This is a genomic window from Desulfatitalea alkaliphila, from assembly GCF_022968795.1.
Classification (GTDB): domain Bacteria; phylum Desulfobacterota; class Desulfobacteria; order Desulfobacterales; family Desulfosarcinaceae; genus Desulfatitalea; species Desulfatitalea alkaliphila.
Window position 1 is genome coordinate 266923 of the sequence record NZ_JALJRB010000002.1, and the last position, 24408, is coordinate 291330.

23 protein-coding genes are annotated in these 24408 nt (G+C 62.2%); 4 read left to right on the forward strand and 19 right to left on the reverse strand.

The window, feature by feature from the left end:
- Positions 1–39: 39 nt before the first annotated feature.
- The 4 genes from MRX98_RS03115 to MRX98_RS03130 form a co-directional block, all read right to left on the reverse strand.
- Positions 40–1281, reverse strand: a complete 1242-nt coding sequence (locus tag MRX98_RS03115; protein ID WP_246902918.1) for a Fic family protein — start codon at positions 1279–1281, stop codon at positions 40–42.
- A gap of 174 nt (positions 1282–1455) precedes the next feature.
- Positions 1456–2073, reverse strand: a complete 618-nt coding sequence (locus MRX98_RS03120) for a histidine phosphatase family protein (protein ID WP_246902920.1) — start codon at positions 2071–2073, stop codon at positions 1456–1458.
- Between the two features lie 27 nt (positions 2074–2100).
- Positions 2101–2838 carry an energy-coupling factor ABC transporter ATP-binding protein gene (locus MRX98_RS03125; protein ID WP_246902921.1) on the reverse strand — a complete coding sequence of 246 codons (738 nt, stop codon included), beginning with the start codon at positions 2836–2838 and terminating at the stop codon, positions 2101–2103.
- A gap of 153 nt (positions 2839–2991) precedes the next feature.
- On the reverse strand, positions 2992–4680 hold the full coding sequence (locus MRX98_RS03130) for a HAMP domain-containing methyl-accepting chemotaxis protein (protein ID WP_246902922.1): 1689 nt from the start codon (positions 4678–4680) through the stop codon (positions 2992–2994).
- Positions 4681–5118: 438 nt separating this feature from the next.
- Here MRX98_RS03130 and MRX98_RS03135 point away from each other — a divergent pair, with 438 nt between their 5' ends.
- Positions 5119–6336: an aminotransferase class I/II-fold pyridoxal phosphate-dependent enzyme gene (locus MRX98_RS03135; protein WP_246902923.1), complete on the forward strand. Its 1218-nt coding sequence runs from the start codon at positions 5119–5121 to the stop codon at positions 6334–6336.
- On the opposite strand, the gene MRX98_RS03140 is transcribed toward MRX98_RS03135, so the two are convergent.
- Together MRX98_RS03140 and pcaD are read right to left on the reverse strand one after the other, a co-directional pair.
- Complete coding sequence (locus tag MRX98_RS03140) at positions 6333–8600, reverse strand: NADP-dependent malic enzyme (protein ID WP_246902924.1); 2268 nt, start codon at positions 8598–8600, stop codon at positions 6333–6335. The genes MRX98_RS03135 and MRX98_RS03140 overlap by 4 nt on opposite strands.
- 5 nt (positions 8601–8605) lie before the next feature.
- A complete protein-coding gene (gene pcaD / locus MRX98_RS03145; RefSeq protein ID WP_246902925.1) occupies positions 8606–9415 on the reverse strand; it encodes a 3-oxoadipate enol-lactonase in 810 nt (269 codons plus the stop codon).
- A 376-nt stretch (positions 9416–9791) separates the two neighbouring features.
- On the opposite strand from pcaD, the gene MRX98_RS03150 reads away from it, so the two are divergent.
- Positions 9792–10250: a pyridoxamine 5'-phosphate oxidase family protein gene (locus MRX98_RS03150; protein WP_246902926.1), complete on the forward strand. Its 459-nt coding sequence runs from the start codon at positions 9792–9794 to the stop codon at positions 10248–10250.
- 63 nt (positions 10251–10313) lie between these two features.
- Here MRX98_RS03150 and MRX98_RS21945 read toward each other — a convergent pair whose 3' ends face one another.
- From MRX98_RS21945 to MRX98_RS03160, 3 genes are read right to left on the reverse strand one after another with little or no spacing between them, the layout of a single operon-like run.
- Positions 10314–10439 (reverse strand): hypothetical protein, encoded by a 126-nt coding sequence (locus MRX98_RS21945; protein WP_281432164.1) that lies wholly within the window; start codon positions 10437–10439, stop codon positions 10314–10316.
- The gene (locus MRX98_RS03155; RefSeq protein WP_246902927.1) at positions 10436–10651 is read right to left on the reverse strand and encodes a hypothetical protein; all 216 of its coding nucleotides are present in this window, start codon (positions 10649–10651) and stop codon (positions 10436–10438) included. The genes MRX98_RS21945 and MRX98_RS03155 overlap by 4 nt, the downstream gene beginning before the upstream one ends.
- Positions 10615–11070: an alpha/beta fold hydrolase gene (locus tag MRX98_RS03160; RefSeq protein ID WP_246902929.1), complete on the reverse strand. Its 456-nt coding sequence runs from the start codon at positions 11068–11070 to the stop codon at positions 10615–10617. The genes MRX98_RS03155 and MRX98_RS03160 overlap by 37 nt, the downstream gene beginning before the upstream one ends.
- 466 nt (positions 11071–11536) lie before the next feature.
- On the opposite strand from MRX98_RS03160, the gene MRX98_RS03165 reads away from it, so the two are divergent.
- On the forward strand, positions 11537–11788 hold the full coding sequence (locus MRX98_RS03165) for a hypothetical protein (RefSeq protein WP_246902931.1): 252 nt from the start codon (positions 11537–11539) through the stop codon (positions 11786–11788).
- A 73-nt stretch (positions 11789–11861) separates the two neighbouring features.
- On the opposite strand, the gene MRX98_RS03170 is transcribed toward MRX98_RS03165, so the two are convergent.
- The gene (locus tag MRX98_RS03170; protein WP_246902933.1) at positions 11862–12989 is read right to left on the reverse strand and encodes a metallophosphoesterase; all 1128 of its coding nucleotides are present in this window, start codon (positions 12987–12989) and stop codon (positions 11862–11864) included.
- A 155-nt stretch (positions 12990–13144) separates the two neighbouring features.
- Here MRX98_RS03170 and MRX98_RS03175 point away from each other — a divergent pair, with 155 nt between their 5' ends.
- Complete coding sequence (locus MRX98_RS03175) at positions 13145–13504, forward strand: Mth938-like domain-containing protein (protein WP_246902934.1); 360 nt, start codon at positions 13145–13147, stop codon at positions 13502–13504.
- A gap of 81 nt (positions 13505–13585) precedes the next feature.
- Here the strand turns inward: MRX98_RS03175 and MRX98_RS03180 are convergent, their stop codons facing one another.
- From MRX98_RS03180 to MRX98_RS03220, 9 genes are all read right to left on the reverse strand, one after another.
- Positions 13586–14023: an ATP-binding protein gene (locus MRX98_RS03180; RefSeq protein ID WP_246902935.1), complete on the reverse strand. Its 438-nt coding sequence runs from the start codon at positions 14021–14023 to the stop codon at positions 13586–13588.
- Between the two features lie 129 nt (positions 14024–14152).
- Positions 14153–15847 (reverse strand): ABC1 kinase family protein, encoded by a 1695-nt coding sequence (locus tag MRX98_RS03185; RefSeq protein ID WP_246902936.1) that lies wholly within the window; start codon positions 15845–15847, stop codon positions 14153–14155.
- 12 nt (positions 15848–15859) lie between these two features.
- Positions 15860–16108, reverse strand: coding sequence for a hypothetical protein (locus MRX98_RS03190; protein ID WP_246902937.1), 249 nt, complete (start codon positions 16106–16108; stop codon positions 15860–15862).
- Positions 16109–17056: 948 nt separating this feature from the next.
- Complete coding sequence (locus MRX98_RS03195) at positions 17057–17815, reverse strand: TorF family putative porin (protein WP_246902938.1); 759 nt, start codon at positions 17813–17815, stop codon at positions 17057–17059.
- Positions 17816–18023: 208 nt separating this feature from the next.
- On the reverse strand, positions 18024–19676 hold the full coding sequence (gene betA / locus MRX98_RS03200) for a choline dehydrogenase (protein WP_246902939.1): 1653 nt from the start codon (positions 19674–19676) through the stop codon (positions 18024–18026).
- Positions 19677–19678: 2 nt separating this feature from the next.
- A complete protein-coding gene (locus MRX98_RS03205) occupies positions 19679–21547 on the reverse strand; it encodes an aldehyde ferredoxin oxidoreductase family protein (RefSeq protein ID WP_246902941.1) in 1869 nt (622 codons plus the stop codon).
- A complete protein-coding gene (locus tag MRX98_RS03210) occupies positions 21547–21990 on the reverse strand; it encodes a 4Fe-4S dicluster domain-containing protein (protein WP_246902943.1) in 444 nt (147 codons plus the stop codon). Before MRX98_RS03210 ends, MRX98_RS03205 begins: the two co-directional genes overlap by 1 nt.
- A gap of 124 nt (positions 21991–22114) precedes the next feature.
- Positions 22115–23335: an ABC transporter substrate-binding protein gene (locus MRX98_RS03215; RefSeq protein WP_246902944.1), complete on the reverse strand. Its 1221-nt coding sequence runs from the start codon at positions 23333–23335 to the stop codon at positions 22115–22117.
- A gap of 29 nt (positions 23336–23364) precedes the next feature.
- A complete protein-coding gene (locus tag MRX98_RS03220) occupies positions 23365–24375 on the reverse strand; it encodes a branched-chain amino acid ABC transporter permease (protein ID WP_246902945.1) in 1011 nt (336 codons plus the stop codon).
- Positions 24376–24408: the final 33 nt, after the last annotated feature.

Genomic DNA, 24408 nt, shown 5'->3' on the forward strand with positions numbered 1-24408 from the left:
CGGACTCACGGAAAGTAATCGAACATACCCCTACCCCTTCTACGCCGTCTCCTCCGGTGTTTCGCCCAGCACCGAGAGATCGAAGATGTCCGGAAAGTAGTAGCGCAGCACTTTGGTGGGAAAGCCGATGGTCAGGGGGGCACGGTGGGTGGTGCTGCGCACCAGCCCTTCGCTGATCAATTGACTGACGATGCGGCGGGCGTGGCGGTCGGTCTGGCTTTCCATTCCCATGACCGCGCGGGCTTCGCCCCGGGGGATTTCGCCCTGCAGGAAAAGCGCCTTGAGCAGTTTGGCGGCCCGCGGGTCGATGGGGTGGATAGCGCCGCGGGATGCCCGGCGATCCTTGATATAGCCGTCGATACGGGCGTCGATGCGCTGCAGGCCCAGGATCTTGTCCATGAAGATGGCCTGGTCCAGGCACACTTCCAGAAAATAGAGGCAGTAGTCGGCGAAAAAGGGCTGGTCGAAACCGCTGCGATCCGCGGTGGGTGAATCGGCGGATTGCAGGTTGGTCATGTACCACTGTTTGTTGCGCGAAAATCCCCGGGAAAGGGACCACAGGTTGGTCCGGTTGATGCCGACGGCGGCCAGGTAGAGTCCTGAAAAGAGCCGGGCCACGCGGCCGTTGCCGTCCCGGAAGGGGTGCAGCCACAGCAGGCGGTGGTGGGCGGCCGCGGCGGCGATCAGCCGTTCGTCGCCATGGAAATGGTGCGGCTGATAAAGGCGGCTGAAGGTGTCGTACAGCGCCGGCAATTGGCGGGCCGTCGGACCATGAACGGTGGCGCCGCCGTCCAGGGAGATGTCGCCGTCGCGCATGTGGCCCGGCATGACCGAGTGGGGGGTGAAGCCGCCGCGGCTGTGGGTGAACCGATGTTCGGCGGGCAGCTGCTCGTAGAACATGCGGTGAATGCGACGGACAAAGTCGAAGGCGCAGGGGTTGGGCGGCGGATCGGTGAGCATCTCGGCCATCAAGGCCCGCTCGGTCTGCACGTGGGCGGCGCACAGCTGTTGGGCGTAGCGCTTTTCCGCATCGCGGGCGTAGTCCTGTTGCAGGGCGGCTTCGATATCCAGAATGGAGGTTTTGTGCCCTTCGATCAGGTTGGAGTGGTAGCTGTTGAGAAAACGCAACCGATCGCCCAGGGCGGCGGCGGTCTGTGGGGCGATCCGCCCTTCCAGGGTGGCCGAGGCAACAACAACCGCCTGGGCCATATCCTTCAACTCCCCCAAGCGATGGAAAGGAATCGGCGGATCGAAGATTTGCCCAACAGATGCACCGTCCACGCCACCCCCCATTCATGTCCGGTTCAATGACCGGTATATCTCCTTTAATAATTAATATTTACCATACACAAAGCCACCCCAAATGTCCACATCCATGTCCGGATCCAAACAACCCGCCAAAACCCCTCACTATCCCCCATCCAATCGGCAGAATACCTTGCTTTAAACTTTAAACTATATTTTTAAATACTTAACCTCCGGCAACCCCTCTTCATCTTCCGTCCGAAACACCAAACTCGTTATCGATGCATGCCCCGGATAACTCACCGGAAAACCGGTCTTTTTGAGACGCACCTTGTTCTCCGGCGACAACGCGACCCCCTTGGCCCAGAGCATGGTGAAGACGATCACGTCCCCGTGGGTGACCGCCGCCACATGGCCTCCGGCGAAGCGGCGGCGCAACTGCCACAGCAGGGGCCGCACCCGCACCACAATATCTTCGGGTTGATCGAACTGCGGCGGCGCGTCGGTATAAATGTCGCCGTTGAGGGCATCCACTTGGGCACCGGGCCGTCCCTCATACACCGTGTGCACTTCAATCAGACGCCGGGACTGGCGCAGCTTGAGGGCGGGAAAAAAGTTGAGGATCTCCGCGGCGGTCTGGCGGGTGCGCAGCAGCGGACTGCTGACGACGGCCCGCAGGTCGTGGGCTTGCAGGCGGCGGCCGGCGGCCCGGGCCTGTTCCCGGCCCCGATCACTGAGCCGAAAGCGCGGCAGTCGGCCGTAAAGGATCTGCTGGGGATTGTGAACTTCACCGTGGCGGACCAGGTGGATGCAGGTGGCGCTGTTCATGGGTACAAACCTTTGGCGTGCCCGGGGTCAGGGGTGTTCGTGGGGCTGGTGCCCCAGGGGGTGGCAGTGGGCATGGGCATGTTGGTGCAGCTCGGCATCCTCCACCAGCCGTCCGTTTTTGAGGGTGTAAAAAGCGGAGACCACCTCAGCCATGAAATCGAACTCGTGGGAGATGAGGATGTAGGAAAGATCGAGTTCCAGTAGAATGGTTTTCAATCGTGCCTTGGTGGTTTCGTCCAGGCCGCTGGTGGGTTCGTCCAGCAGCAGCACTTCCGGCGCCATGGCCAGAACCGTGGCCAGGGAGACCAATCGCTTTTCGCCGCCCGAAAGCTTGAAGGTGATGCGCTGCTCGAAACCGTGCAGTCCCAGCCGATCCAGCACCCGGCGGGCTGTGGCGATGGCTTCGTCCTTGGATTGGCCCATGTTCAACGGCCCGAAGGCCACATCCTCCAGTACCGTGGGGGAAAAGAGCTGATCGTCGGCGTCCTGGAACAGCATGCCGATGCGCTGGCGCACTGCCACGAAATCCTTCTCTTCCGACACCGGCCGACCGAAAATTTCGATGCGGCCCGCGTCGGGCCGCAGCAACCCCATGATGATGTGCAGCAGGGTGGTCTTGCCACTGCCGTTGGGCGCCACCAGGCCGATACGATCTCCCGGAAAAAGCGCGAAGTCGAGCCGGTCGAGCACGGGCGATCCGCCGGGATAGGCGAAGGAGATCTCCTGCAAACGGATGATGGGGCTATGGTCGCGGTCCGTGTTCATCACCCGGAGCTTTACCATACAATGGGGGGCTTGGCTATGGGATGTTGGCACCGCGGCGGAGGCAGGACAGATGTCGGCAGTCGGTTGATGCGGCGTGAATAAGGGCGCGGCAGGGGCGCGCCGGAAACTGCGCCCCTGCCGCGAAGGGAGGGCTCAAACTTTGAAACTGTTGACCACGGCGGTCAATTTTTGGGAGATGCCCAGCAAATCCTCGGCGCTGTTTTTCACCTGACCGCTGCCGCTGGCCATTTCGCTGGAGGCCTGATTCACCGCCAGGATCTCTTGAGATATCTGGGAAGCCACCGTGGAGCTCTGGCCGACGTTTTCGTTGACCTCCTGAATACCCGTGGAAATCTGGGCGATGTTGCCGGCGATCTCCTGGGTGGCCGTGGATTGCTCTTCCACCGCCGCGGCGATGGTGCCGACGATGTCGTTAATGGTCTTGATCACGCCGGAGATCTCGTCGATGCCGGTAACGGCGCCGTTGGTGCTCTCTTGAATGTTGGCGATTTTGCCTTTGATCTCCTGGGTGGCGTTGGCGGTCTGCTTGGCCAGCTCCTTGATTTCATTGGCCACAACGGCAAAACCCTTGCCGGCCTCACCGGCCCGGGCCGCCTCGATGGTGGCGTTGAGGGCCAGCAGGTTGACCTGCTCGGAAATGTCGGTGATGGTTTCCACCACCTTGCCCACATCCATTGCCGCCTGGCCCAGGGCGCCCATCTGGGCGGACGACTCCCGGGTGGTCGACACGGCCTGATCGGAGATGGTGCGGGCTTTTTCGGCGTTCTGGGCGATCTCGTTGATGGTCGAGGACATCTCCTCGGCCGACGAGGCCACCACGTTGGTGTTGGTGCTGGACTGTTCCATGGCCGCGGCCACATTGCCGATATTGGTGCTCATCTCCTCCACGGCGCTGGCCACGGTGTCCGATTTGCCGGACACATCCTCGGCGGATGCCGACATGTGGGCGGAGAGCTCCGCCAGGGTGTTGGCGCTGTTGTGCAGCGTGGTGGCGTTTTGGGCCATCTCCTTGATCAGCGACTGGAGCTTGTCCATGAAGGCATTGAACCAGTAGGCCAGGTGGCCCAACTCGTCCTTGGCGCTGCTGTCCAGCCGCTTGGTCAGGTCCCCTTCGCCCTGGGCGATGTCCTGTAGCCCCTCGACCATGGCATTGACCGGTCGGGTGACCATGCGACCGATGAACCACGCCAGCAGGAGGCCGGCCGCGACAGCCAGGGCCAAAGAGACGCCTTGCAGCATTTTGCCGGACTTATAGGTACTTTCCGCTTGCTGACTGGCCTGTTGCGCGAGCCCGAGCGCCAGTTCCGTCAACTGGTCGATGGGGTCGCGCATTGCCTCGAACCGTTTCTTGGCATCGCCCGCGCTGAGCGCTTCGGCCTGGTCGATGGCCTCCGGGGTCCCTTTGCGCACCAGCTCGAGGACCTTGCGCGAAACCGGCGCCCATTCCGCCCGCGCCTTTTCGTGGTCGGCGATCAGCTTTTTTTCCGCCGATGTGAAAGCCAAGGATTTGTATTGATCAAAACGCTCCTGCGCTTGTCGCAAATTGGTTTCATATTCTTCGACGAAGCCTTTGAAAAGTGGCGACTGTGGATCGGTGAAAAGCATGGAGCGTTCCGCCACCAAAAGCTGCTGCAGATCGCGGTCTGCTTCGATCAGATAATCGATGCCCGGCATGTGAATCGTATAGATTTGCGCCAGGTTGTGGTGCACCCCGCCGGCGCTGTGAAACCCGATGTAACCGACGACGCCCATGAACAGCAGCATGATCCCGAAACCGGCCAATAATTTGGTGTGAATTTTCAAATTCTTGATGCGTTGCATTTTTATCCCTCGTTTTCCATGTCGTTGGATGACCCACCCGTTACCATTACTATTGGACGGACAAACCGTTTACTTGAGGAATATTTCGGACACTGGCGGATTGAAAACGCCCGCATCGCATTTTCAGAGCGCCGGCCGGTCGATGATCCGGGCCTTGGCGTCGCAACCGCTATTTTTCGTTGACAAACCCCTCTGGCCCCCTTTATATGTCTATTCAGATCCTTAACGTGGTAAGGCAGGTGTACGATGAAACCCATTGTCCCATTGGCCGCCGCGGCCGCGCACAGCACAGCTCGGGCGCAGGGCGGCGGAGTGTAAAATCCAACGTCGTTAATTTTTCGCCACGGGCTGTAGCGGTCGGTCCGTGGCGTTCTCTTCAAGGCCCCGGATCGAAGCCCACGCTCCGGGGCCTTTCTGTTTGCAAAGGAGACACACAAAATGGCATCAGAACCAAACAACACCATCCAGTTCGCCGGCCGCATGGCCCAGTTGCCGCCCTATCTGTTCGGCATGATCAACCAGATGAAGATGGAGAAACGCTGGCAGGGGGACGATGTGATCGACCTGGGCATGGGCAACCCGGTGGACCCGGCGCCGGCGCCGGTGATCGAGAAGCTGGTGGAAGTGGCCAACGATCCCAAGACCCACCGCTACCCGGTGGCCTACGGCATGCGCAATCTGCGCATCGAGATCGCCAAGAGCTATAAAAAGGATTACGGTGTCGAGCTGGATCCCGATGCCGAAATCATCTGCACCATCGGCTCCAAGGAGGGCATCTCCCACCTGTGCCTGGCCCTGATCGGCCCGGGCGACACGGTGCTGGTGCCGGCCCCGGCCTTTCCGGTGCACATCTACGCGGCCATCATCGCCGGGGGCAGCGTGCTGCGCATTCCCCTGGCCGAGGAGCCGGTTTTCCTGGAGCGGCTGGAAACCATGTGCGCCAACGTCTATCCCCGGCCCAAGGTGCTGATCCTCAACTATCCGCACAATCCCACCGCCGTGCTGGGCACCCGCTCCCTTTACGAACGGGTGGTCTATCTGGCCAAGAAATACAACTTCATGGTGATCCACGATTTCGCCTACAACAAGATCACCTTCGACGGCTACGTGGCCCCCAGCTTCCTGGAAGTGCCCGGCGCGCGGGACGTGGGCGTGGAGTTCGGCTCCTTTTCCAAGTCTTACAACATGGCCGGCTGGCGACTGGGCTACTGCGTGGGCAACAAGCAGATGGTCACCGGCCTGCGCCAGATCAAGGGATATTACGACTACGGCATCTTCTCGGCCATCCAGATCGCCGGCATCGTGGCCCTGCGCCACTGCGACGAGGATGTGCTCCACCAGGCACAGATCTATCAGAACCGGCGCGATGTGCTCTGCGAGGTGCTGGAGCGCATGGACTGGCCCATCGAGCGGCCCAAGGCGGGCATGTTCGCCTGGGCCAAGATCCCGCCGCCCTTCGACAAGCTGGGTTCCATGGAGTTCTCCATCGAGATGATGAAACGGGCCAACGTGGCCCTGGCGCCGGGCATCGGTTTCGGCGAGGAGGGGGAAGGCTATCTGCGCATCGCCCTGGTGGAAAACGAACACCGCATCCGCCAGGCCTTGCGCCAGATGAAAAAAGCGATGCGCGAGATGGAGCAGGAAAGGGATCTTTAGCAGCACCACCCATTCTTGTGGTTCTGGGCCTGGGCCACGGTGATGGCGATGACGTTGACCACGTTCTCCATGTCGCTGTCGCGCTGCAGCACATTGAATGGCCGGCTGATGCCCATCAACAGGGGCCCCACCGCCTTGGCCGCGCCCAAGCGATCCACCAGCTTGTAGGCGATGTTGCCCGCCGCCAGGTCGGGAAAGATCAGCACATTGGCCGCCTGCTGCAGACGGTTGAAGCCGAAGGTGCCGTTGAGGATCTCATCGGTCACCGCGGTGTCGGCCTGCATCTCACCGTCGATGCAAAGCTCGGGCTTGCGGGCGCGGGCGATGCGCACCGCCTCGGCCACCTTATCGGCAGCGGCATGGCGGGTGCTGCCGAAGTTGGAAAAGGAGAGCATGGCCACCCTTGGCGGCATGTCGAAGAAAAGGGCCATTTCCGAAGCCAGCAGGGCGATCTCGGCCAGCTCCGCCGCCGTGGGCGTTATGTTGACCGTGGCATCGGCAAACAGCAGGGTCCGGTTCTTGGCGATCATCAGGTAAAGGCCCGACACCCGCGTCACCCCCGCCCGCCGGGGAATCACCTGTAATACCGGACGGATGGCGTCGGGATAGGTCTGGGCGATGCCGTGCACCTGACCGTCCACCAGCCCCTCCTGAACCATCATGGCGCCGAACAAATAGGGGTGCTGCAACCGGCGGCGGGTCTCCGCCAAGGTCCACCCCTTGCGTTGCCGCATGGCGTAAAGCTTGCGCACAAAATCCTCGAATTGGTCATTGACGCGCGGGTCGATCACCTCGATCCCTTCCAGGGGAATCTGAATGGCGGCAGCCGTGGCGGCCACCGCCTCCGGCGCCCCCAGCAGCACCGGCTGGGCGATGCCGTCCAGCCGCGCCTGGTGCGCCGCCCGCACGATCACCGGATGGGTGCCTTCGGGCAGCACGATGCGCAGCGGCCGCTGCTGGGCACGGATGATGATCTTGCGCATCAGCTCGCGCTCCGGCCCCAGGCAGGCTTCCAACCGCTGGACATAGGCCGTCGTCTCCGGTGGGCGCAGCCGCGCCACGCCGCTTTGCACGGCCGCCGCCGCCACCGCCGGCACCACTTTGAGCAGCACCCGGTTGTCCAGCGGCTTGGGGATGATGTAGGCCGGCCCGAAATGGATGGGCTTGCCGCCGTAGGCCCGGATCACGGCATCGGGCACATCCTCGCGGGCCAGGGCCGCCAGGGCCCGCACCGCCGCCACCTTCATCTCTTCGGTGATGCCCGTGGCCCGGACATCCAGGGCGGCCCGGAAGATGTAGGGGAAACCCAGCACGTTGTTCACCTGGTTGGGATAGTCGGAGCGGCCGGTGGCCACGATGGCGTCGGGCCGGGCCGCCTTGGCTTTCTCGTAGCCGATCTCCGGATCGGGGTTGGCCAGGGCGAAGATGATGGGCCGCTCGGCCATGCGGGCCAGCATGGCCGGTGTAAAGGCCCCCTTGGCCGACATACCCACCAGCAAATCGGCGCCCTCCACGGCATCGGCCAGCGTCCGGGCGGCGGTTTCGGCGGCGAAGCGGGCCTTGTAGGGATTCATGCCCTCGGCACGGCCCTGGAAGATCACCCCCCGGGAATCCACCATCACCAGGTTCTCCTTGCGCACCCCCAACTGCACATAGAGATTGGCGCAAGCAATGCCCGCGGCGCCGGCGCCGTTGATCACCACCCGCAGGCGGTCGATGGCGCGATCCGTCAAGGCCGCCGCGTTGAGCATGGCGGCGGCCGAGATGATGGCCGTGCCGTGCTGATCGTCGTGAAACACCGGGATGTTCATTTGCGCCTTGAGCTGCTCTTCGATGTAGAAGCAGTCCGGCGCCTTGATGTCCTCCAGATTGATGCCGCCGAAGGTGGGTTCCAGCAGCTTGACCGCCTGAATGAACGCTTCCGGGTCGGTGGTGTCCAACTCCAGGTCGAACACATCGATGTCGGCAAAACGCTTGAACAGCACCGCCTTGCCCTCCATCACCGGTTTGCCCGCCAGGGCGCCGATGTGGCCCAAGCCCAACACCGCCGTACCGTTGGTGATCACGGCGATGAGGTTGGATCGGTTGGTGTAGTCGTAGGCCCGGTTCGGATCGGCCTGGATCTCCAGGCAGGGCACGGCCACCCCGGGCGTGTAAGCCAGACTCAGGTCCGCCTGGCTGAAGAAGGGTTTGGTGGGCACCACCTCGGTCTTTCCAGGCCGCGGCTCCCGATGATAACGCAGGGCTTGCGCTTTGGTGTGCATGGGATTCACCTATCGGCCGGCGCGGGCCGCTGTTGATCCAGAAAGGCGACAATGGTGCGGTTGAACAGGTCGGCCTGCTCCACGTTGACCAGGTGGGCCGCGCCGGGCACCACCTCCAAGCGGGCGCCGGGGATGCATTCGTGAATGGCGCGCGCCATGGCCGGCGGCGTGCCCTGGTCCTGTTCGCCCACCAGAATCAGCGTGGGCACGGTGATGCTGCGGTTGGCGTCCCGTTGATCCAGATCGCGGATCGCCGTGCAACAACCGATGAACCCTTCCGTGGGCGTGCCCAGGATCATGGCCCGCACACGCTCGACCGCCTCGGGCTGCCGCCGCTGCCCCGCCGGGGTGATCCAGCGGTCGAGGGTGCCGTCCACCACCGCCGCCGTGCCGTCCACGGAAACGGCTTGCATGCGCTCTTCCCACATTTCAGGCGGCGGCATATGCGCCGATGTCGAGCTTAGAATCAAACTGAACAACCGGTCCTTGTGGGCCGCTGCCAAAACCTGGCCCACCATTCCCCCCAGGGAGAGGCCCAAAAAATGGACCCGGTCCAAGGCCAGCGCGTCCAGCAACCCCACGGCGTCATCGGCGAGCATCTCCATGGTGTAGGACCGCTCCGGCGCCGCCGATGCCCCGTGACCGCGACTGTCATAGCGCAGCACCCGGTATCCGGCCTCCGTCAGGGCCGGCACCTGCCAATCCCACATCCCCAGATGGGCGCCCAAGGAGTGGGCCAGCATCACCACCGGCCCCTCTGCGGGACCGTCCCAGCGATAGTTGAGGGTGGTCGCGTTGGCTTTGATTTCGGGCATTGCAAACTCCTTTCGTTGGTGCGATGAAACACTGGCTTTCCTTCAAGGCTTACATTCTATAGACTTATAGGGCTGCTTGCAACCGGGCAAGCCGGGCAAGCCGGAGCCGGCAGGACAATCGCATGCAGAAATCAAGTGGAACGGAGCCCGCCCCTGGCGGGCAGCTTTAAGTTGAAAGAATGCTCTCGATTAGAGATGGTTGGTGTGTGGGGGAGGAGGAGGAGGGGGTGGCACAGGCAACTGGTTGCCGGTGGCCGAAGGCCAAGAGGGTTTTCACAAAAGCGGCGTCAACCGTGCACCCATCGCCCTGTTCAACTCGGTCGAAATGCCGTTTGCCGGGGACCACTGGTGATGCATCGCAAATGAAAGGAACCGTATGCGACGCAAAGACAAGGAGATCGCGGATCGTGCGCAAATCGATGCGGTGATACGCCGCGCGCGCATCTGTCGCCTGGGCATGGCGTGGGACAACCGCCCTTATATCGTTCCCCTCTGCTTCGGCTATGACGGCAGCGCTCTCTATTTCCACAGCGCCCGCGAAGGCCGCAAAATCGACATGCTGCGAAAAAACGGGGCGGTCTGTTTCGAAATCGACATCGAGGCCCGGGTGCGGGCCGCCGACGAAGCGTGCAAATGGGGAATGGGGTACCGCAGCGTGATGGGCACCGGCCGCGCCACCCTGCTCTACGATCCCGCCGCCAAGCGCACGGCCCTGGACCTCATCATGGCGCAATACGGATCGGACGCGCCCGTCTATGCCGAAGCAGCGTTGAACCGCACTTTGATCATCAAGGTGCAAATCGAAGCGATCAGCGGCAAGACATCCGGCCCGTGACCCATGCCGGGCGCCCACGGCACCGTTGCCGTCACGCGCGTATCGCACCCAAGGCCATGCCCGTCAGCGGGTGCTTTGGATGAACCGCACCTTGCGCTCCCGAACCAGTTCCCATTTTCTCCTTTCGGCGCGCAGGTTGAACAGGCGGATGTCCTTGAAAATCAAATCTTCCTTTCCTTGGGGGATCACTCTCTTCCTTCGCCCTTTCTCGGGCGAATAGATGGAAGAGTTGCCCTGCGAAGCGATATTGCACAAGAAACGGTCATTTCGGGAAACACCAGCAGGTTGACGTTTTGTCGGACCGCCTTTTCCAGCATGGTGTCGATGCGGCGCCGCATCGCATCGACGCCGGAAACGCGCAGCCCTACCAGGCCTCCGCCCCGCTCTTCCAATAGCGCCATGGGCAGATCGATTTGGGCGATGCCCACCCGGCATCTCTCCGGCTGAACCCGGGGCTGGACCGATTGCAGATCGTGCAGCACGAAACGGTATGTGCCCGCACCCTTCTTGCTTTTGGGGCGACGGCAGCCGTGACCGCGGGCGATTGGCGGTCCGGGGCCGAGGCCGGCAAGGGGTGGTCACCCAGAAAATCGAACAGCGGGAGAAGCACATCATCCACATTGCCAAGCCATGGAAAGTGAATCGTGCCGTCCAGCAGCACAAAACGGGCGTTGGGAATCCGCGTGGCCAGCTCCCGCCCATGGACCATGGGCACGGGGCGATCCCCCCGGCGGTGGATGACCAGGGTGGGGATAACGAGACCGGGCAGCAGATCGGTCACATCGATGACAAAAAACAGCTCGAGCAGCCTGGCGGCCATTTCCGCCGTGGCGCAGTGGCGCTGAAAGATGCCGATTTTTCGGGCGGCACGACGAGCATGGGACCCTGGCCGATGCGCATGTAGGCAATGGCGTTGCCCTGGGTGTCCTTGCAAAAGCGTATCTCTTTTTCCATGGTGCCCCCGTTGGCCAGGATTGCGCAGTCAACGGTTTCGGTGCGGTGGATTGTGGCGGCGAGCGCCGGATGATCCGTTGCCGGGCTTGCCGGCCGATGGCTGTGGGCGCGCCGAGACCTGAGCGCGGCCGCCGCTGCGCAAACGATGTAAGAAAATAGGCAGCCTGCCCTGAAAATCAATTCTTGATCGAATCCGACCAGTTGCCGACCTTTTCAAGGCATGCGATAAACAAGGAGCGGTAGGGTCGCCCAAGACGGCATATCCATGAAAAGCGTCGACACGTCACACGAAGCTGCCGGCCGATCAACAGGCATTCAAGGAGGGAATTACAATGACCGAGATCCGCATGACCACCGAAATCCGGACCGACTTCGACTGCGAGACCACCGGGCTGCCCGCCGAGCGTTGGGGCGAGGCGGTTTTCAAGATTCAGGAGCAGGAGATCGTGATGGAGGTGAGCGTGGAAAAGGACATCATCGTGGCCATCATGGTGGATGAGGCCACGGCGTGGAAGGGCACCCTCGCGGGCCTCAGGCAACTGATCAAGGGCGCCAATGCCGGACCGGCAACCAAAAGCGGCTGATGCCGGGGCCGTCGCCGCCACTTTCCCCCATTTGCCGTTGAACCGTCGGCTAAAAATGCACCGCAGGTGACGGCTACCCGCCTTGCCGCACCAGCTCGATGACCACAATCTGCGGCCGGGTGCCGACGCGCAGCGGGGGTCCCCAGCCGAAGGTGCCGGTGGAGACGAACAGGTGCCGCCCCTCTTTTTCGAAGTGGCCGGCCACGTGGTCATAGTGCAGGCGGACCAGCCAGTTGAAGGGAAAGATCTGGCCGCCGTGGGTGTGCCCGGACAGCTGCAGATCGATGCCCAGGGGCACGGCTTGCTCTTCCCAGCCCCAAGGACGATGGGCGATCAGGAGGGTGAAGTGGTCCGGCAGCAGATCGGGGGCCAACTTGTCCAGCTGCCGGGCCGTGAAGCCGCGGTCCCTGAACCCCCATGCCGGATCGTCGACCCCCACCAACTGGATACCGCTTTCGGGCAGGACGCGGGTCTCGTTGCGCAGCAGCCGAATGCCGGCCAGTTCGTGAAAATCACGACTGGTCTGCACACCGACGTAGAACTCGTGGTTGCCCACCACGCCGAACTTGCCGAGGGGCGCTGCTATACCGGACAAGGCCTGGGCCTTGGGTGCCAGCCACTCCGGATGGTCGTTGATTTGATCCCCGGCGAACAACACCAGGTCGGGATTCAGATCCTGGACGAATGCGACCAGGCGCGCCACCCGCGCCTGGGTGGTCATCACGCCGAAATGGGTGTCGCTGAGCAACACCACCCGCGCATCCCGCTGAATGTAGGGCGTTTCGATGGTCAACCGGGGCACCTGCCACTGGGTGGCGCCGTAAAGGCCGTAACCCACGATCAACACCGTGACACCCAGAATCCAGTGCAGTTGACGCCGGCCCCGGGGCAGCCAAGCACTCCAGGCCGTCGGCAGGGGGCGCGCCGCCAGCTCCAGGACAAAGGCGACCAAGTTCAACCAGAACAGGTAGAAGATGACCCCCACCCACAGATAGACCAGCCACCAGGCCAAACGCACCGGCGGCTGGGGCCAGGTGGCCGGAATGAAGTGGGCCAGGAAAGGCGTAAAGGTTAACAGAAGGGCGATCAGCCAGCCGAACAGCAGGAACCGCCGGCCGGCCGCGAGTTGCTTGCCGGCGCGCGCCCAGACCAGGGCATGCATGGAAAAATAGACCAGGGCGGCGATCAGGAAAAAAGTCACGGCACATCCTCGACTGCGGTGCAAGGCTTGAAAATCGGATCAGACTACTTATAGCTGAAAGAGGGATGGGTCAAGTCCCTGACCACGGGGAGAAGGCATTCGGAAAAGGACATCCTACACCATGGAGATGAATGACTGAAGCAACAGGAACCCTCATGAGCAAGCCCATAATCGAACATTACACCTTCGGTCGCATGACCGTGAACGGCAAAGTGTTTACCTCCGACCTGATCATTCACGCCGACGGCAGGATCCAGGACCAGTGGTGGCGGCAACGGGGACATGATCTGGTACCGGCGGATATCGACGCACTGATGGCAGCGCCGCCCCGCTGCCTGATCATCGGCACGGGCGCCGACGGACGCATGTCCGTGGACAAGCGGGTGCTGGAACAATGTCGCACGCAAGGCATTGCCCTCGAGGCGTTGCCCACCGCCGAGGCCGCCCGACGCTTTAACGCGGCCGTGGCGCAGGAAGGCACTTCGGTGGCCGGCTGCTTTCATCTGACCTGTTGAGCACCCGCGGGCTGTCGCCGACAGACTGAAGCGCCATGCGATCTACATGCGCCGGCATCCACGGATCGCCGCTCCCGGCGGCTATGCGGCAGAGAAGTAGATGTCCAGCACATTACAGTCGTCCCGGCGCTGGTAGTGCATGCGGTGGCTCATCTCCTTTGCCAGCAGGATTCCCAGACCGCCGATGGGCCGGTCGGCGATATCCCCGTCGAGGTCCGGCGGCGGCTGGTCCAGGGGATTGAAAGGACGCCCCGGATCGATGACCCGCACCAGAAACAACCCCTCCTCCGCCGCCGGTCCACAACCTACCTCCACCGCACCCGCCGCTTGGCCCTCGAATGCGTGGTGAAAAACATTGACCAGCACCTCTTCCAAAACCAGGTCGATCTTTGAAATCACCGCCTCCGCCAAGCCGACGGCCCGCCCACGCCCCAGGACAAAGTCGCGAAAAGACGCCAGCGACCCCGCCGATCCAGGCAAACACAACCACTCCAAAACCGGTTCAGACGAGGTCGTCAAAAAGATGCTCCAATCCGTCAATCCAAAGGAAATTCAAACCGCAACCCAATAAACCCCATCAACTCAACAAACCCCAAAAACCCAACAAACCCTGCCAACCCAACAAACTCAATCAACTCAACAAACGCGCTACAACTTCCCTGATCGCATGATGGAGTAGATCAGCCAAAGCCCCAGAATCGTGGCGATGCTGTAGCCGGTCAACCCCAGCAGCTGGGTCAGGGAGACGATCTGCACGCCGAACAAGTCGATTTCGAACATCAGGGTCTGGTGGGTGGCGTTGAGAATCAGGGCGGCGGCGATGATGGAGGCCGAGAGCACCAACCCGACGATCATACGATTGAGCACCTTTTCCAGCTTGCCGCTGAGCGGGTCCAGCCCGCCGTGACGCAGCTCCACGCGGTGCTCGCCCATGGCCATGCGCTTGAGCGCGTCGTGGGCCAGCTTGGGCATGCCCCGCAGGTGAAGCCCCGCGGCGCGGGCTTCGCGCCCCATGTTCTTGAAGATCTTGCGGGCCTCGTAACCCCGTTCCATCAGCCGCCGGGCGTAGGGCCGCGTCACTTCCAACAGGCTGGCGTCCGATCCCAGGATCTTGCCCAGGGCCTCGGTCTGGATGAAGGTCTTGAGCAGCAGCAGCAGATTGCGCGGCAGTACGATACGGTACTTGTACACCAGGCGCATCACCTGGTCGTAGACATCCTTGACCGCGATGGTGCTCAGGGAGCGGCCGTAGAAAGGCTCGGCCACCTCTTTGAGGTCCATGCGCAGGCTGTGCAGATCCATGGTGTCGGGGTCCACCAGGCCCGCCGCCGCGAAGGCGTCCATCACTAGGTCGTAGTCGTGTTCGGCGAATCCCAGAAAAAGGTGCGCGATCTGCAGCATGGTCTCTTCGTCCAGGTAGCCGACGATGCCGAAGTCCACCAGCCCCACGCGACCGTCGTACATCACGATGGTGTTGCCGGGGTGGGGGTCGGCATGAAAGATACCGGACTGCATCAACTGGCGTGAAAAGGAGCGCAGCCCGATCATGGCCACCTCGCGCGGGTCGATGCCGGCCTGTCGGATCTCCTCCACGCGGTCCATTTTGATGCCGTCGATGTGCGCCATCACCAGCACCGACCGGGCGGTGAAATCCCAATGGACGGCGGGGATGCACAGCTCCTGCACATCGGCGAAGGTTTGGGCGAAACGCTCGATGTTGCCCGCTTCCACCAACATGTCCAGCTCGCGGAAAATGGTGCGCTCGAACTCCCGCACCAGGTTGACGGCCCCCACCACCTGGCCCAGGTCGAAGCGCTTTTCGATCTTGGCCGCGAAATAGGCCATCAGCTCGATGTCTTTGCGGATGCGCTTGTGGATGCCCGGCCGGATCACCTTTACCGCCACCCGCTCGCCGCTGTGCAGGCGTGCCGCGTGCACCTGGGCCACCGAGGCGGCCGCCATGGAGGATGGTTCGAAGTGGGCGAACAGCTCGTTCAGCGACCGGCCCAGCTCCTTTTCAATCACTTCCTGAATCTCGGCAAAGGGCACCGGCGGCACCCGGTCCTGCAATTTGCTCAGTTCCTCCACGTATTCCGGCGGCAGGATATCGCCCCGCGTGCTCAGCAGTTGCCCCAACTTGATGAAGCTGGGGCCCAGCTCTTCCAGGGCCTTCCGCACCCGCACCGGATCGGGCAATCCCGGCGGCACCGCGCCCGCCTTGCTCGCCCGGCGGCCGCGCAACCGCTCCACCACCTCGCCGAGGCCGTGCTTGATCAGAACGCTGGATATGGCGCCGAAATGGCGAATGCCGCGCAGACGCCGGCTGGGAAAAGGAAACACCATGATTGCCGTCCTTTATTGCGACGGGTCGCCCTCTTCCGGCGTCACCCGCGTCCACTTGCGTTGGATTTCGGCCCGCTTCTCCTCATCGGCGACGTAGCTTTCCAGCAGACCGCAGTCGACGCACACGTAATTGTCCAGGGGGGCCATGGAGGCAAGGCTGACGGGAATGGAGTTGCTGCCGAACGGGCCGCCCTTGAGGGGCATGTCCGTGGCCGCATAGACCTCTTTGGAGCCGCACTTGGGACATTGACCGCTTTTCATGGGAACTCCTTTCGCTGAGACGTGACCCACCTTGCGCCGGGCCATGGACAATGGGCCGGAACCGTAAGTGGTTAGCGACTTTTATGAACCAAAGCGGTAGCGCTGTCAATTGGGAGAAGCGATTGCCGTGGGAGGGGCGTTGCTTTGGGAGGGGGGTTGCTGTTGAATGGTGCGTATGGCGATACGTATGTTCGCGCGCCTGATGGTGGGGAGCGTTGAACGACCACCGGCGGGTGGATCGGGTCTTATTGGGCAAGGCGGATAGCGTTCACGCCACATGCACAAACAATCCGGTTGCCGCTGTTTCGGTTGTCAGGACACAAGAGCGCCCGGGCAGTTTCGGCTCTGGCGCCGGTATCTGTTGAACAAGGCGATAGGTGTACGGTTGACGCCGCATTTATGAAACAACTCTTGGCCTTCGGCCACCCCCGACATCCCCGAAACACTCGCTCTCCCCTTACACACAAACACACCTAAGCGACAGAATTCATTAACAAAACAAATGTGGCCAATGGTTTGAACATAAAGGATTGATGGGGTTCTAACTGAGTAAAAAATGGGCTATGGTTTTCTTTTCATTCTTGGATGTAATAGGCTTACTGATAATTTGGTGGGCAATTCATCAAACACAACATGTCTATTTTAGTGTCGCAGCACATGCCGTGCTCACCGATCACATCTCTTTTCATAGCAGAACAGGATTGGGTTTCTTTCCAGGCATATTATTTCCGGTCGCTCATGCTATAATGATTTGCAAATATTTATGGCCTGAAAGTTGTTGGAACAGCAGAGGAATTTTGGTGGAAACGGATCCTTGTTTGCCGGTGGATTGCTGATAAAACCGGTTGAAAAGACCATTTTTCGCGGCGGGATGGTGTCCTCCCCGCCCCTTGAGGGACGGGGAGGACACTATTTTGCTTAGATGTATATTGTGAGAGGGCAGTCGACTTAGAAGCTGCGTGATAGGGTGAAGACGTATTTGTCGCCGCCCATGCCGTCGAAGTACTCTCTTTCATTGGTATTGTGGTAGCTTAGGTCGAGGCCAAAACCCACCAGGGTGGTGGAGAGGCCTGCGCGCCAATGGTAGTAGGTTACGCCTGATTTACCGCCCAGACCTCTGCCGCCGCCAGTATAAAAACCACCTTCACGGTCATAATAGCCACCTTCCAGTCCAAGGCCCAGGTTCCATGGCAGCACCAGGTCCAGGCTGGCGTTGTAGTAATTCAACACCCCATCATCACCTGAAAATTCCGGCGAATAGGTGTAGCCGACACCCAAAGTAGGGCTCAGAAACATGTCTGCGAAGGTGTAGGACAGGGTGCCGACAAATTCCCAATAGTTCCATTCGGCCTCGTCGTCATCGGCCCCTGGGTAGTCGTAGTAATTGGCCGACACGCTGAAGGCCAAATTGCCGATGTTGTCGCCGTAACCCAGGTAGTATCCCAGCTCCAAGTCGTTGGAGGGCTCACCGCTGTGCCAGCTGCTGGCCCAGATGCCGGCAAAGATACCGAGATCGTTGAAGTAGTCCACCGTTCCCTGGATGGCCGGCATTTTGTCCGAGAAGGAAACACCGCGGGACACGTAGTCGGTGGTCAGGTAGATGGTGGCGCCGAAGTTGTCTTTGCCGAAATAGGTGTTCTGGGCATAGGCCGTGCCGCTGAAAGCCAGCAAGGCGATGAGCAAGATTCCGATAACGCTTTTCTTCATTTTTTCTCCTCCTGTAAGAGATGGTTGTGCGGGTCGATGTCGATGTTGTCGGCCCGCGGTTTTAAACCGAACCCGCTACTTTTCACCGAACGCCCCTGCCGAGGGGCGACGGCGGACCGGCCGGGCCTTGTCCCGGCGGCTCCACCGTTGTGGGGGCACCGCCAGGTTGCCCGGCGTGGCTTGGCGCGGGGAATCTACTTCACGATTTTCATGATGGGTTCCCGGTGGGGTTGTGGTACGGCGCCGCCGACGGCGCCAATGGCGTGTTGCCCAAAATCAGGTCGGCCGCTTTTTCGGCGATCATCATCACCGGTGCGTAGATGTTGCCGTTGGTGATGTAGGGCATGACCGAGGCGTCCACCACCCGCAGGTTGCGCAGGCCGTGGACCCGTAGTTCGGAGTCCACCACCGCCGTGGGGTCGGTACCCATCTTGCAGGTGCAGCTGGGATGGTAGGCCGATTCGCCTTCGTGCCCCACGAAATCCAGGATCTCCTGGTCCGATTGCACTTTGTCGCCGGGGGCCAACTCGTCGCCGCGGTATTCGTCGAAGGCCGGCTGGGTCATGATGCGGCGGGTGACGCGGATGGCGTCTATCCAGTCCTGGCGCTCCTGTTCCGTGGAGAGGTAGTTGAACTTCACCTTGGGGTAGACGATGGGGTCGGCGCTGTCGATCTTCACCGTGCCGCGCACGTCGGTGTTCATGGGGCCCACGTGCACCTGGTAGCCGTGCCCGCCCTGGGCCACCGAGCCGTCGTAGCGGATGGCGATGGGCAGAAAATGGTACTGCAGGTTGGGATAGGACACCTGGTCGTTGGAGCGGATGAAGCCGCCGGCTTCGAAATGGTTGCTGGCGCCGATGCCTTTGCGCTGGAACAGCCACTGGGCGCCGATCATGGGCGCGCGCCAGGCTTTGAGGGCCGGGTAGAGACTGACCGGCTGCTTGCAGGCATATTGCACGTACACTTCCAAATGGTCCTGGAGGTTTTCCCCCACCCCGGGCAGATCCTGCACCACCGGGATGCCCAGGGTTTTGAGGGCATCGCCGTTGCCGATGCCGGAGAGCTGGAGCAGGGAGGGCGAGTTGATGGCGCCGCCGCAGCAGATGATCTCGCCGCCGGTGACCTTGAACTGCTTTTTGCCTCGTGTGTATTCGACCCCCACTGCCCGGTCGCCCTTGAAGAGAATGCGGGTGGCGTGGGCGCGGCAGACGACCCGCAGATTGGAGCGGTTCTTGACCGGATGGACATAGGCCCGTGCGGCGTTCCAGCGGCGGCCGCGGTAACAGGTGCGATCGAAGGGACCGAAACCTTCCTGCTGGTAGCCGTTCACGTCCTTGGTCAGCGGGTAGCCGGCCTGCTGCACCGCCTTGAAAAAGGCATCGAACAGCGGGTTGTCGCACTCCGGCGAAGTGAGGAAGAGCGGGCCGGAAAAGCCGTGGTATTCGTCGGCGCCCTTGAGGCGCGTTTCGAAGCGTTGAAAATAGGGCAGGCAGTGGGCGAAGTCCCAATTCTCCAAGCCCGGCTCCTTGGCCCACTTCTCGTAGTCCTGGGCGTTGCCGTGGATGTAGATCATGCCGTTGATGCAGCTCGACCCACCCAGCACCTTGCCCCGCGGCTGGTAGATGCGGCGATTGTGCATCCACGGCTCGGGTTCCGATTCGTACCACCAGTTGTAGGTTCGGCCGGCCAGGGGATAGGTCAGGGCGGCGGGCATGTGCAGGCGGAAATCCAACTTAAAATCGGGCAGTCCGGCCTCCAGCACCAGCACCCGGTGCTCCGGGTTGGTGCTCAGCCGGTTGGCCAGGACACTTCCGGCGGAACCGCCGCCGATGATGATGTAGTCATAATGTCTTTTGAACATGGTTACTCCTTGTCACGGTTTGGCAAAGTGAAGCGCGGTGGCTCGTTCAGCCCCAATCGGGCCAGGGTTTGCGGCGTGGGCCGCCCCTGCGCGTCCCATCCCCGGACGCGGTAATAATCGGCCCGCATGCGGTTCATGTCTTCGGCGCTGATGCGCTGTCCCTTATGGGGGCCGTCGGGCAGGGGCTCTTCAGCGATCCGGCGCGGCAGCCGGTCGTCCTCGGGCTTGATCCCCTCGCGCAAATTGAACAACCGGGTCTGGTTCCAAATGCGTTCGCCCAGTTCATTGAAAAAAGTGGCGCTCACCGGACGTCCGGTGGCGGCCTGCAGCAGGCGGGCGTAGACTTCGGGCGGAACGGCGAAGGCGCCGAAGTCGCATTTGACCAGGGTATCGGTGCCGGCAAGGTAGTCCTGCTCGCCTTTGAGGATTTCGGCCTTGCCCTCTATGGTGTGCGCCGGCACGGGCCGCCCCTTGTATTCGCGGCCGCCCACTTCGTAGGCGATCATGAAACCCCGCTGGTGGCAGCCGCCCCGGTCGGCGGTCATGTAGGCCAGCCCCATGCCCGGGGTGCCCCGCGGGCCCCAGGCCGGCATTTCAAGCCCTTTTACGTGCATGGCGTAATGCCGGGTCCCGCCGTCCAGGATTTCGGCGGCGCGTTTGACCCCCTGGCTCAGCAGGCGGCCCAGTTCGTTCTCCTGCAGCGCCATGGCGCGCAGCAGATATTCCGCGCCGGCCACGCTGCCGAAATCGAGGGTGACGCCGTCGGGGGCCTGGAGAACGCCGTTGCGGGCGGCCTCGAAGGCGAAGCCGATGATGCCCCCGGCGCTCATGGAATCGATGCCGCAGCGGTCGCACAGCTTGGTCAGGTGGGCCACGGCGCGCACATCGTGAATGCCCAGATTGGACCCCAGCAGGGCCGCCGATTCGAACTCCACGATGTCGGTGATCTGATGGGCGTACTTGCCGGTGCGGATGGCGCCCATCTGGCTGCAGCGAATGGGGCAGCCGAAACAGGCGGCCTTGCCGAGAAACAGGTGTTTGTACTGGGCTTCGTCGCCCAGCCGGTCGGCCTTGGGGTCCACCTGGTCGGCATGGTTGCGCACCGGCAGCACGCCGGCTTCCGAGGCCCATGCCACGCTGGTGCTGGTGCCGCCGTAGGTCAGGGTGCGGCACTCCTCGTTGGCGGCGATGGCGGCATGGGCTTCACGGCAGGCGGCGCGGAAGGCGGGCAGGTCGTGGACCCCCACCACCCGCGATCCCTGCAGGGCCACGCCCTTGAGGTTCTTGGCGCCCATGACGGCACCGGCGCCGCCCCGGCCGGCCTGGCGGTTGTACTCACAGCTGACCAGGGCGAAGGGAACGCGGTTCTCCCCGGCCTGGCCGATGGTCACCACCGTGGCCTCGGGCGCCGCCAAGTCCCGCTTGATGGCGGCATTGGCCGCCAGGGCGTCTTGGCCCCAGATGGCATCCGCCGGGCACAGTTCCACGGCGTCGTCCTTGATCCATAGATAAACCGGCGCATCGGCCCGGCCGGTGATGATGATGCCGTCATAGCCGGCATACTTGATCTCCGGGCCGAAGCGGCCGCCGAAATAGGAATCGAGGAAAGTGCCTGTCAGCGGCGATTTGGTCACCACGCAGGCCCGCATGGACGGCGCCGCCGTGGCGGTCAGGGGGCCGGTGAGAAACATGAGCGGGCACTCGGGCGCCAGGGGATCGACCCCTGCCGAGGTCAGGTCGTTCATCAGCTTGGCGCCCAGGCCCTTGCCGCCCACAAAGGCCTCCTGCAGCCAGTCGGGCGTGGCGATTGCTTGGCTGCGCCGCGCGGTCAGATCCACCCACAACAGTTTTTGCATGTCGCTGCGTGCCATCAGCTTTCCTCTTTCACCGGCCCCGGCACGGTCCGGTGCACAATTTCCAGCGCTCCGGTGGGACAGGCGGCCACGCAGGCCGGCGCGCCACCGCAAAGGTCGCACTTGACCGATTTCTTCAACTCCGGATCGACCCCCACAATGTGCAACGGGCAGTAGCGGTGGCACAGATTGCAGGCGATGCATTTGTCAGGGTCCACCACCATCGCGCCGGTGGCCGCGTCGCGCGCGATGGCCTGCACCGGGCAGACTTTGGCGCAATAGGCGTTTTCGCACTGGTTGCACACCGTGGGAAAATGGTAGAGATTTTCACATTGGTGCGCGATCTGCAGCAGCGCCCGGTGGGGGTTGTAGCCGCCCAGCAGCCGCTCCGAACAAGCCAGTTGGCAAAGCCCGCAGCCCGTGCAGCGGTCGAAGTGGGTTTTGATTTGCATCCGTTCCATTTGCCGATCCAATGGCCCTTATCCTTCTTTCAAATCTTCGGTCGTCGATAATTGCTCTATTGTGATTCTGTATCGGCCGCGGGAGCGCCGGCCAAGGCACCCCCGCGGCCGCAAGCGATGGATGCTACTTGATCCAACGCGGCTTGATGAACTTGTAGTCTTTGTACGGCCTGGTGGGCGGATCGGTGAAAATGGTCACCATCTCTCCGTCCTGCACCTGGTAGTGGCCGAAAGGCACATCCCCACCACCGCGCATGACGTGATCTTCATCCCACTTCCACCAACCGGTCTCGCCTTTGTAGCCCACGGTGGCGATGTGGCGGTTGACCGCCGCGTGGTCCTTTTCATCGCCCACGGCCACCACGGCCGCGGCCCACGCCTTGACGCCGCTGTAGGCTGCCCAGGAACCGGCCTGGGGTTGATGGCCCCAGATTTCCGTAAACCGCTCCACCCAGGCCTGGGCCTCGGGGGTCGGCGCTTCGGGGGTCGGCATGGCGGTGGGCACCTCACCGATCAGGCCGTCGGCTTCCTTGCCCATGGTCTCCACCACTTCCCGCGGCACGATGGAGTAGCCGTAGCTGAGGATGGTGTCGGTGGGGGTTCGCATGAACTGGCGAAAGAAGGTGATCACTTCCGGCGCACTGACGATCTCCACGTGAATGATGGCCGGCTTGATACGCCGGATGCGGGTCATGATCGGTCCCCACTCCCGCGTGCCATAGGGCACCACCTCGCGCAGGGCCACTTCCCAGCCGGCTTCCTTGAACTTGGTTTCCAGGGTGTCGCCCACACCGGTGCCCCAGGCGTCATCGGCGTTGATGATGACCACTTTCTTGTTGGGGTATTCGTAGGGCAGGGCCATGAGCACGTTGAACATGCTGGTGGCCTGATTGATGTCGGTGTCGGTCAGCTGGAAGATGTTGGCGTACTTCTCCGGGTCTTCCTTGAAGACATCCACCGCCGCCTGGGAGCCGTCATCGGCAAAAAAGGGGGCGGTGTACTTGCCGTAGGCACGCACATCCTGGCCCCAGCCTGCCCAGCCGGCGTGGACGGAATCCACCTTCTCCTGGCCGACCAGATAGTCGGCCCCCTGCATCACCCGCTCCGGCGCGAACTCCTGGGTGTCGAAGCGGATGGGCTCCAGTTGCTTGCCCAGCAGGCCGCCGTCGGCATTGATTTCGTCGATGGCCATTTTGATGCCCTTCCAGTAGTTGTCGCCGGTGTCGGTGTAAGGGCCGGTCATGGCCAGGGGCACGCCGACTTTGATAACGTCACCGGCATGGGCCATTCCGGTCAGGGTGAGGATTGCCGTCAGCAACAAAACGATGGGGATGATTCTCTTCACGATGAACTCCTTTATTGAAAGTTTTCGGTTCAACCTTGGCCGCCGGCATTCGCGGCCGTTGATTCGGCCACTGCCGGTTCGGCCGCGCCGCGGCCGGGCACAAGGTTGCGCAACAAACCAATGATACCGTCGGGAAGCGCCAGCACCAGTACCACCACCAGGGCGCCCAACACCATGGGGCGATAGGTGCCCAGAGGCGCCAGCGCCTCGTTGAAGGTCACGGTCACGATGGCGCCCAGGATGGCGCCGGGAAACTGCCCGATGCCGCCCAGCACCAGCATGATCATCAGCATCACGAACAGATCGATGCCCAGCATGCGGGTGGAGAGCATGCCGATGTAGTGACCGTAGAACCCGCCCGCCAGACCGGTCAGAAAACTGGTCAGGGCAAAGACGGCCAATTTATATTTGAAGGCGCTCACCCCCAGGCTGGCGGCGAAGCCGGCCGAGTCCTTGAGCGCCAGGAAGGCGGTACCCCAGAAAGAACGAATCACCAGCATGATGATGACCGAACAGACCACCGCCAGCACCAGGGCGGCATAGAACACGGCCACCTTGTCGCCGGCGCCGAAGGTGATGCCGAACAGCTCCATGGGCGGGATGGTCAGGATGCCCCGCGAGCCGCCCGTGCCGATGGCGCGGCCCATATCGCTTTTGAGAAACGGTTCCAGGATCATGTGCACGGCAAAGGTGACCAGGGCGATATAAGCGCCTTTGAGCCGCAGGCATGGCAGCGCCACCAGCACGCCGATGGCGGCCGCGACGACCCCGGCCAGCACCATGGCCGCCAGGGGGTGGATACCGAAGGTCAACGCGAGGATGGCCGAGGCGTAGGCGCCGATGACGAAGAAGGCCACCTGCCCGAAGGAGAAGATGCCGGCAAAGCCCATGATCAGGTCCCAGCAGGAGGCCACCACGGCCCATATCAGGCACATGATCAGGATGTGCATCAGGTGGTCCGTCCCGCCCACGAACAGGGGCATCAAGGCCATGACGCCGTAGATGAGCGCCATTGTTCCGCTCATGCGTTTCCAGTCCATATTCAATTACTCCATTACGCTCCTGAAAGTTTT

What these genes read in the sequence shown, in the direction of transcription:
- MRX98_RS03120 (WP_246902920.1), bottom strand. Translation starts at nt 2,073, where the DNA reads ATGAACAGCGCCACCTGCATCCACCTGGTCCGCCACGGTGAAGTTCAC.
- MRX98_RS03125 (WP_246902921.1), bottom strand. Translation starts at nt 2,838, where the DNA reads ATGAACACGGACCGCGACCATAGCCCCATCATCCGTTTGCAGGAGATC.
- MRX98_RS03130 (WP_246902922.1), bottom strand. Translation starts at nt 4,680, where the DNA reads ATGCAACGCATCAAGAATTTGAAAATTCACACCAAATTATTGGCCGGT.
- MRX98_RS03135 (WP_246902923.1), top strand. Translation starts at nt 5,119, where the DNA reads ATGGCATCAGAACCAAACAACACCATCCAGTTCGCCGGCCGCATGGCC.
- MRX98_RS03140 (WP_246902924.1), bottom strand. Translation starts at nt 8,600, where the DNA reads ATGCACACCAAAGCGCAAGCCCTGCGTTATCATCGGGAGCCGCGGCCT.
- pcaD (WP_246902925.1), bottom strand. Translation starts at nt 9,415, where the DNA reads ATGCCCGAAATCAAAGCCAACGCGACCACCCTCAACTATCGCTGGGAC.
- MRX98_RS03150 (WP_246902926.1), top strand. Translation starts at nt 9,792, where the DNA reads ATGCGACGCAAAGACAAGGAGATCGCGGATCGTGCGCAAATCGATGCG.
- MRX98_RS03155 (WP_246902927.1), bottom strand. Translation starts at nt 10,651, where the DNA reads ATGGCGCTATTGGAAGAGCGGGGCGGAGGCCTGGTAGGGCTGCGCGTT.
- MRX98_RS03160 (WP_246902929.1), bottom strand. Translation starts at nt 11,070, where the DNA reads ATGGCCGCCAGGCTGCTCGAGCTGTTTTTTGTCATCGATGTGACCGAT.
- MRX98_RS03165 (WP_246902931.1), top strand. Translation starts at nt 11,537, where the DNA reads ATGACCGAGATCCGCATGACCACCGAAATCCGGACCGACTTCGACTGC.
- MRX98_RS03175 (WP_246902934.1), top strand. Translation starts at nt 13,145, where the DNA reads ATGAGCAAGCCCATAATCGAACATTACACCTTCGGTCGCATGACCGTG.
- MRX98_RS03185 (WP_246902936.1), bottom strand. Translation starts at nt 15,847, where the DNA reads ATGGTGTTTCCTTTTCCCAGCCGGCGTCTGCGCGGCATTCGCCATTTC.
- MRX98_RS03190 (WP_246902937.1), bottom strand. Translation starts at nt 16,108, where the DNA reads ATGAAAAGCGGTCAATGTCCCAAGTGCGGCTCCAAAGAGGTCTATGCG.
- MRX98_RS03195 (WP_246902938.1), bottom strand. Translation starts at nt 17,815, where the DNA reads ATGAAGAAAAGCGTTATCGGAATCTTGCTCATCGCCTTGCTGGCTTTC.
- betA (WP_246902939.1), bottom strand. Translation starts at nt 19,676, where the DNA reads ATGTTCAAAAGACATTATGACTACATCATCATCGGCGGCGGTTCCGCC.
- MRX98_RS03205 (WP_246902941.1), bottom strand. Translation starts at nt 21,547, where the DNA reads ATGGCACGCAGCGACATGCAAAAACTGTTGTGGGTGGATCTGACCGCG.
- MRX98_RS03210 (WP_246902943.1), bottom strand. Translation starts at nt 21,990, where the DNA reads ATGGAACGGATGCAAATCAAAACCCACTTCGACCGCTGCACGGGCTGC.
- MRX98_RS03220 (WP_246902945.1), bottom strand. Translation starts at nt 24,375, where the DNA reads ATGGACTGGAAACGCATGAGCGGAACAATGGCGCTCATCTACGGCGTC.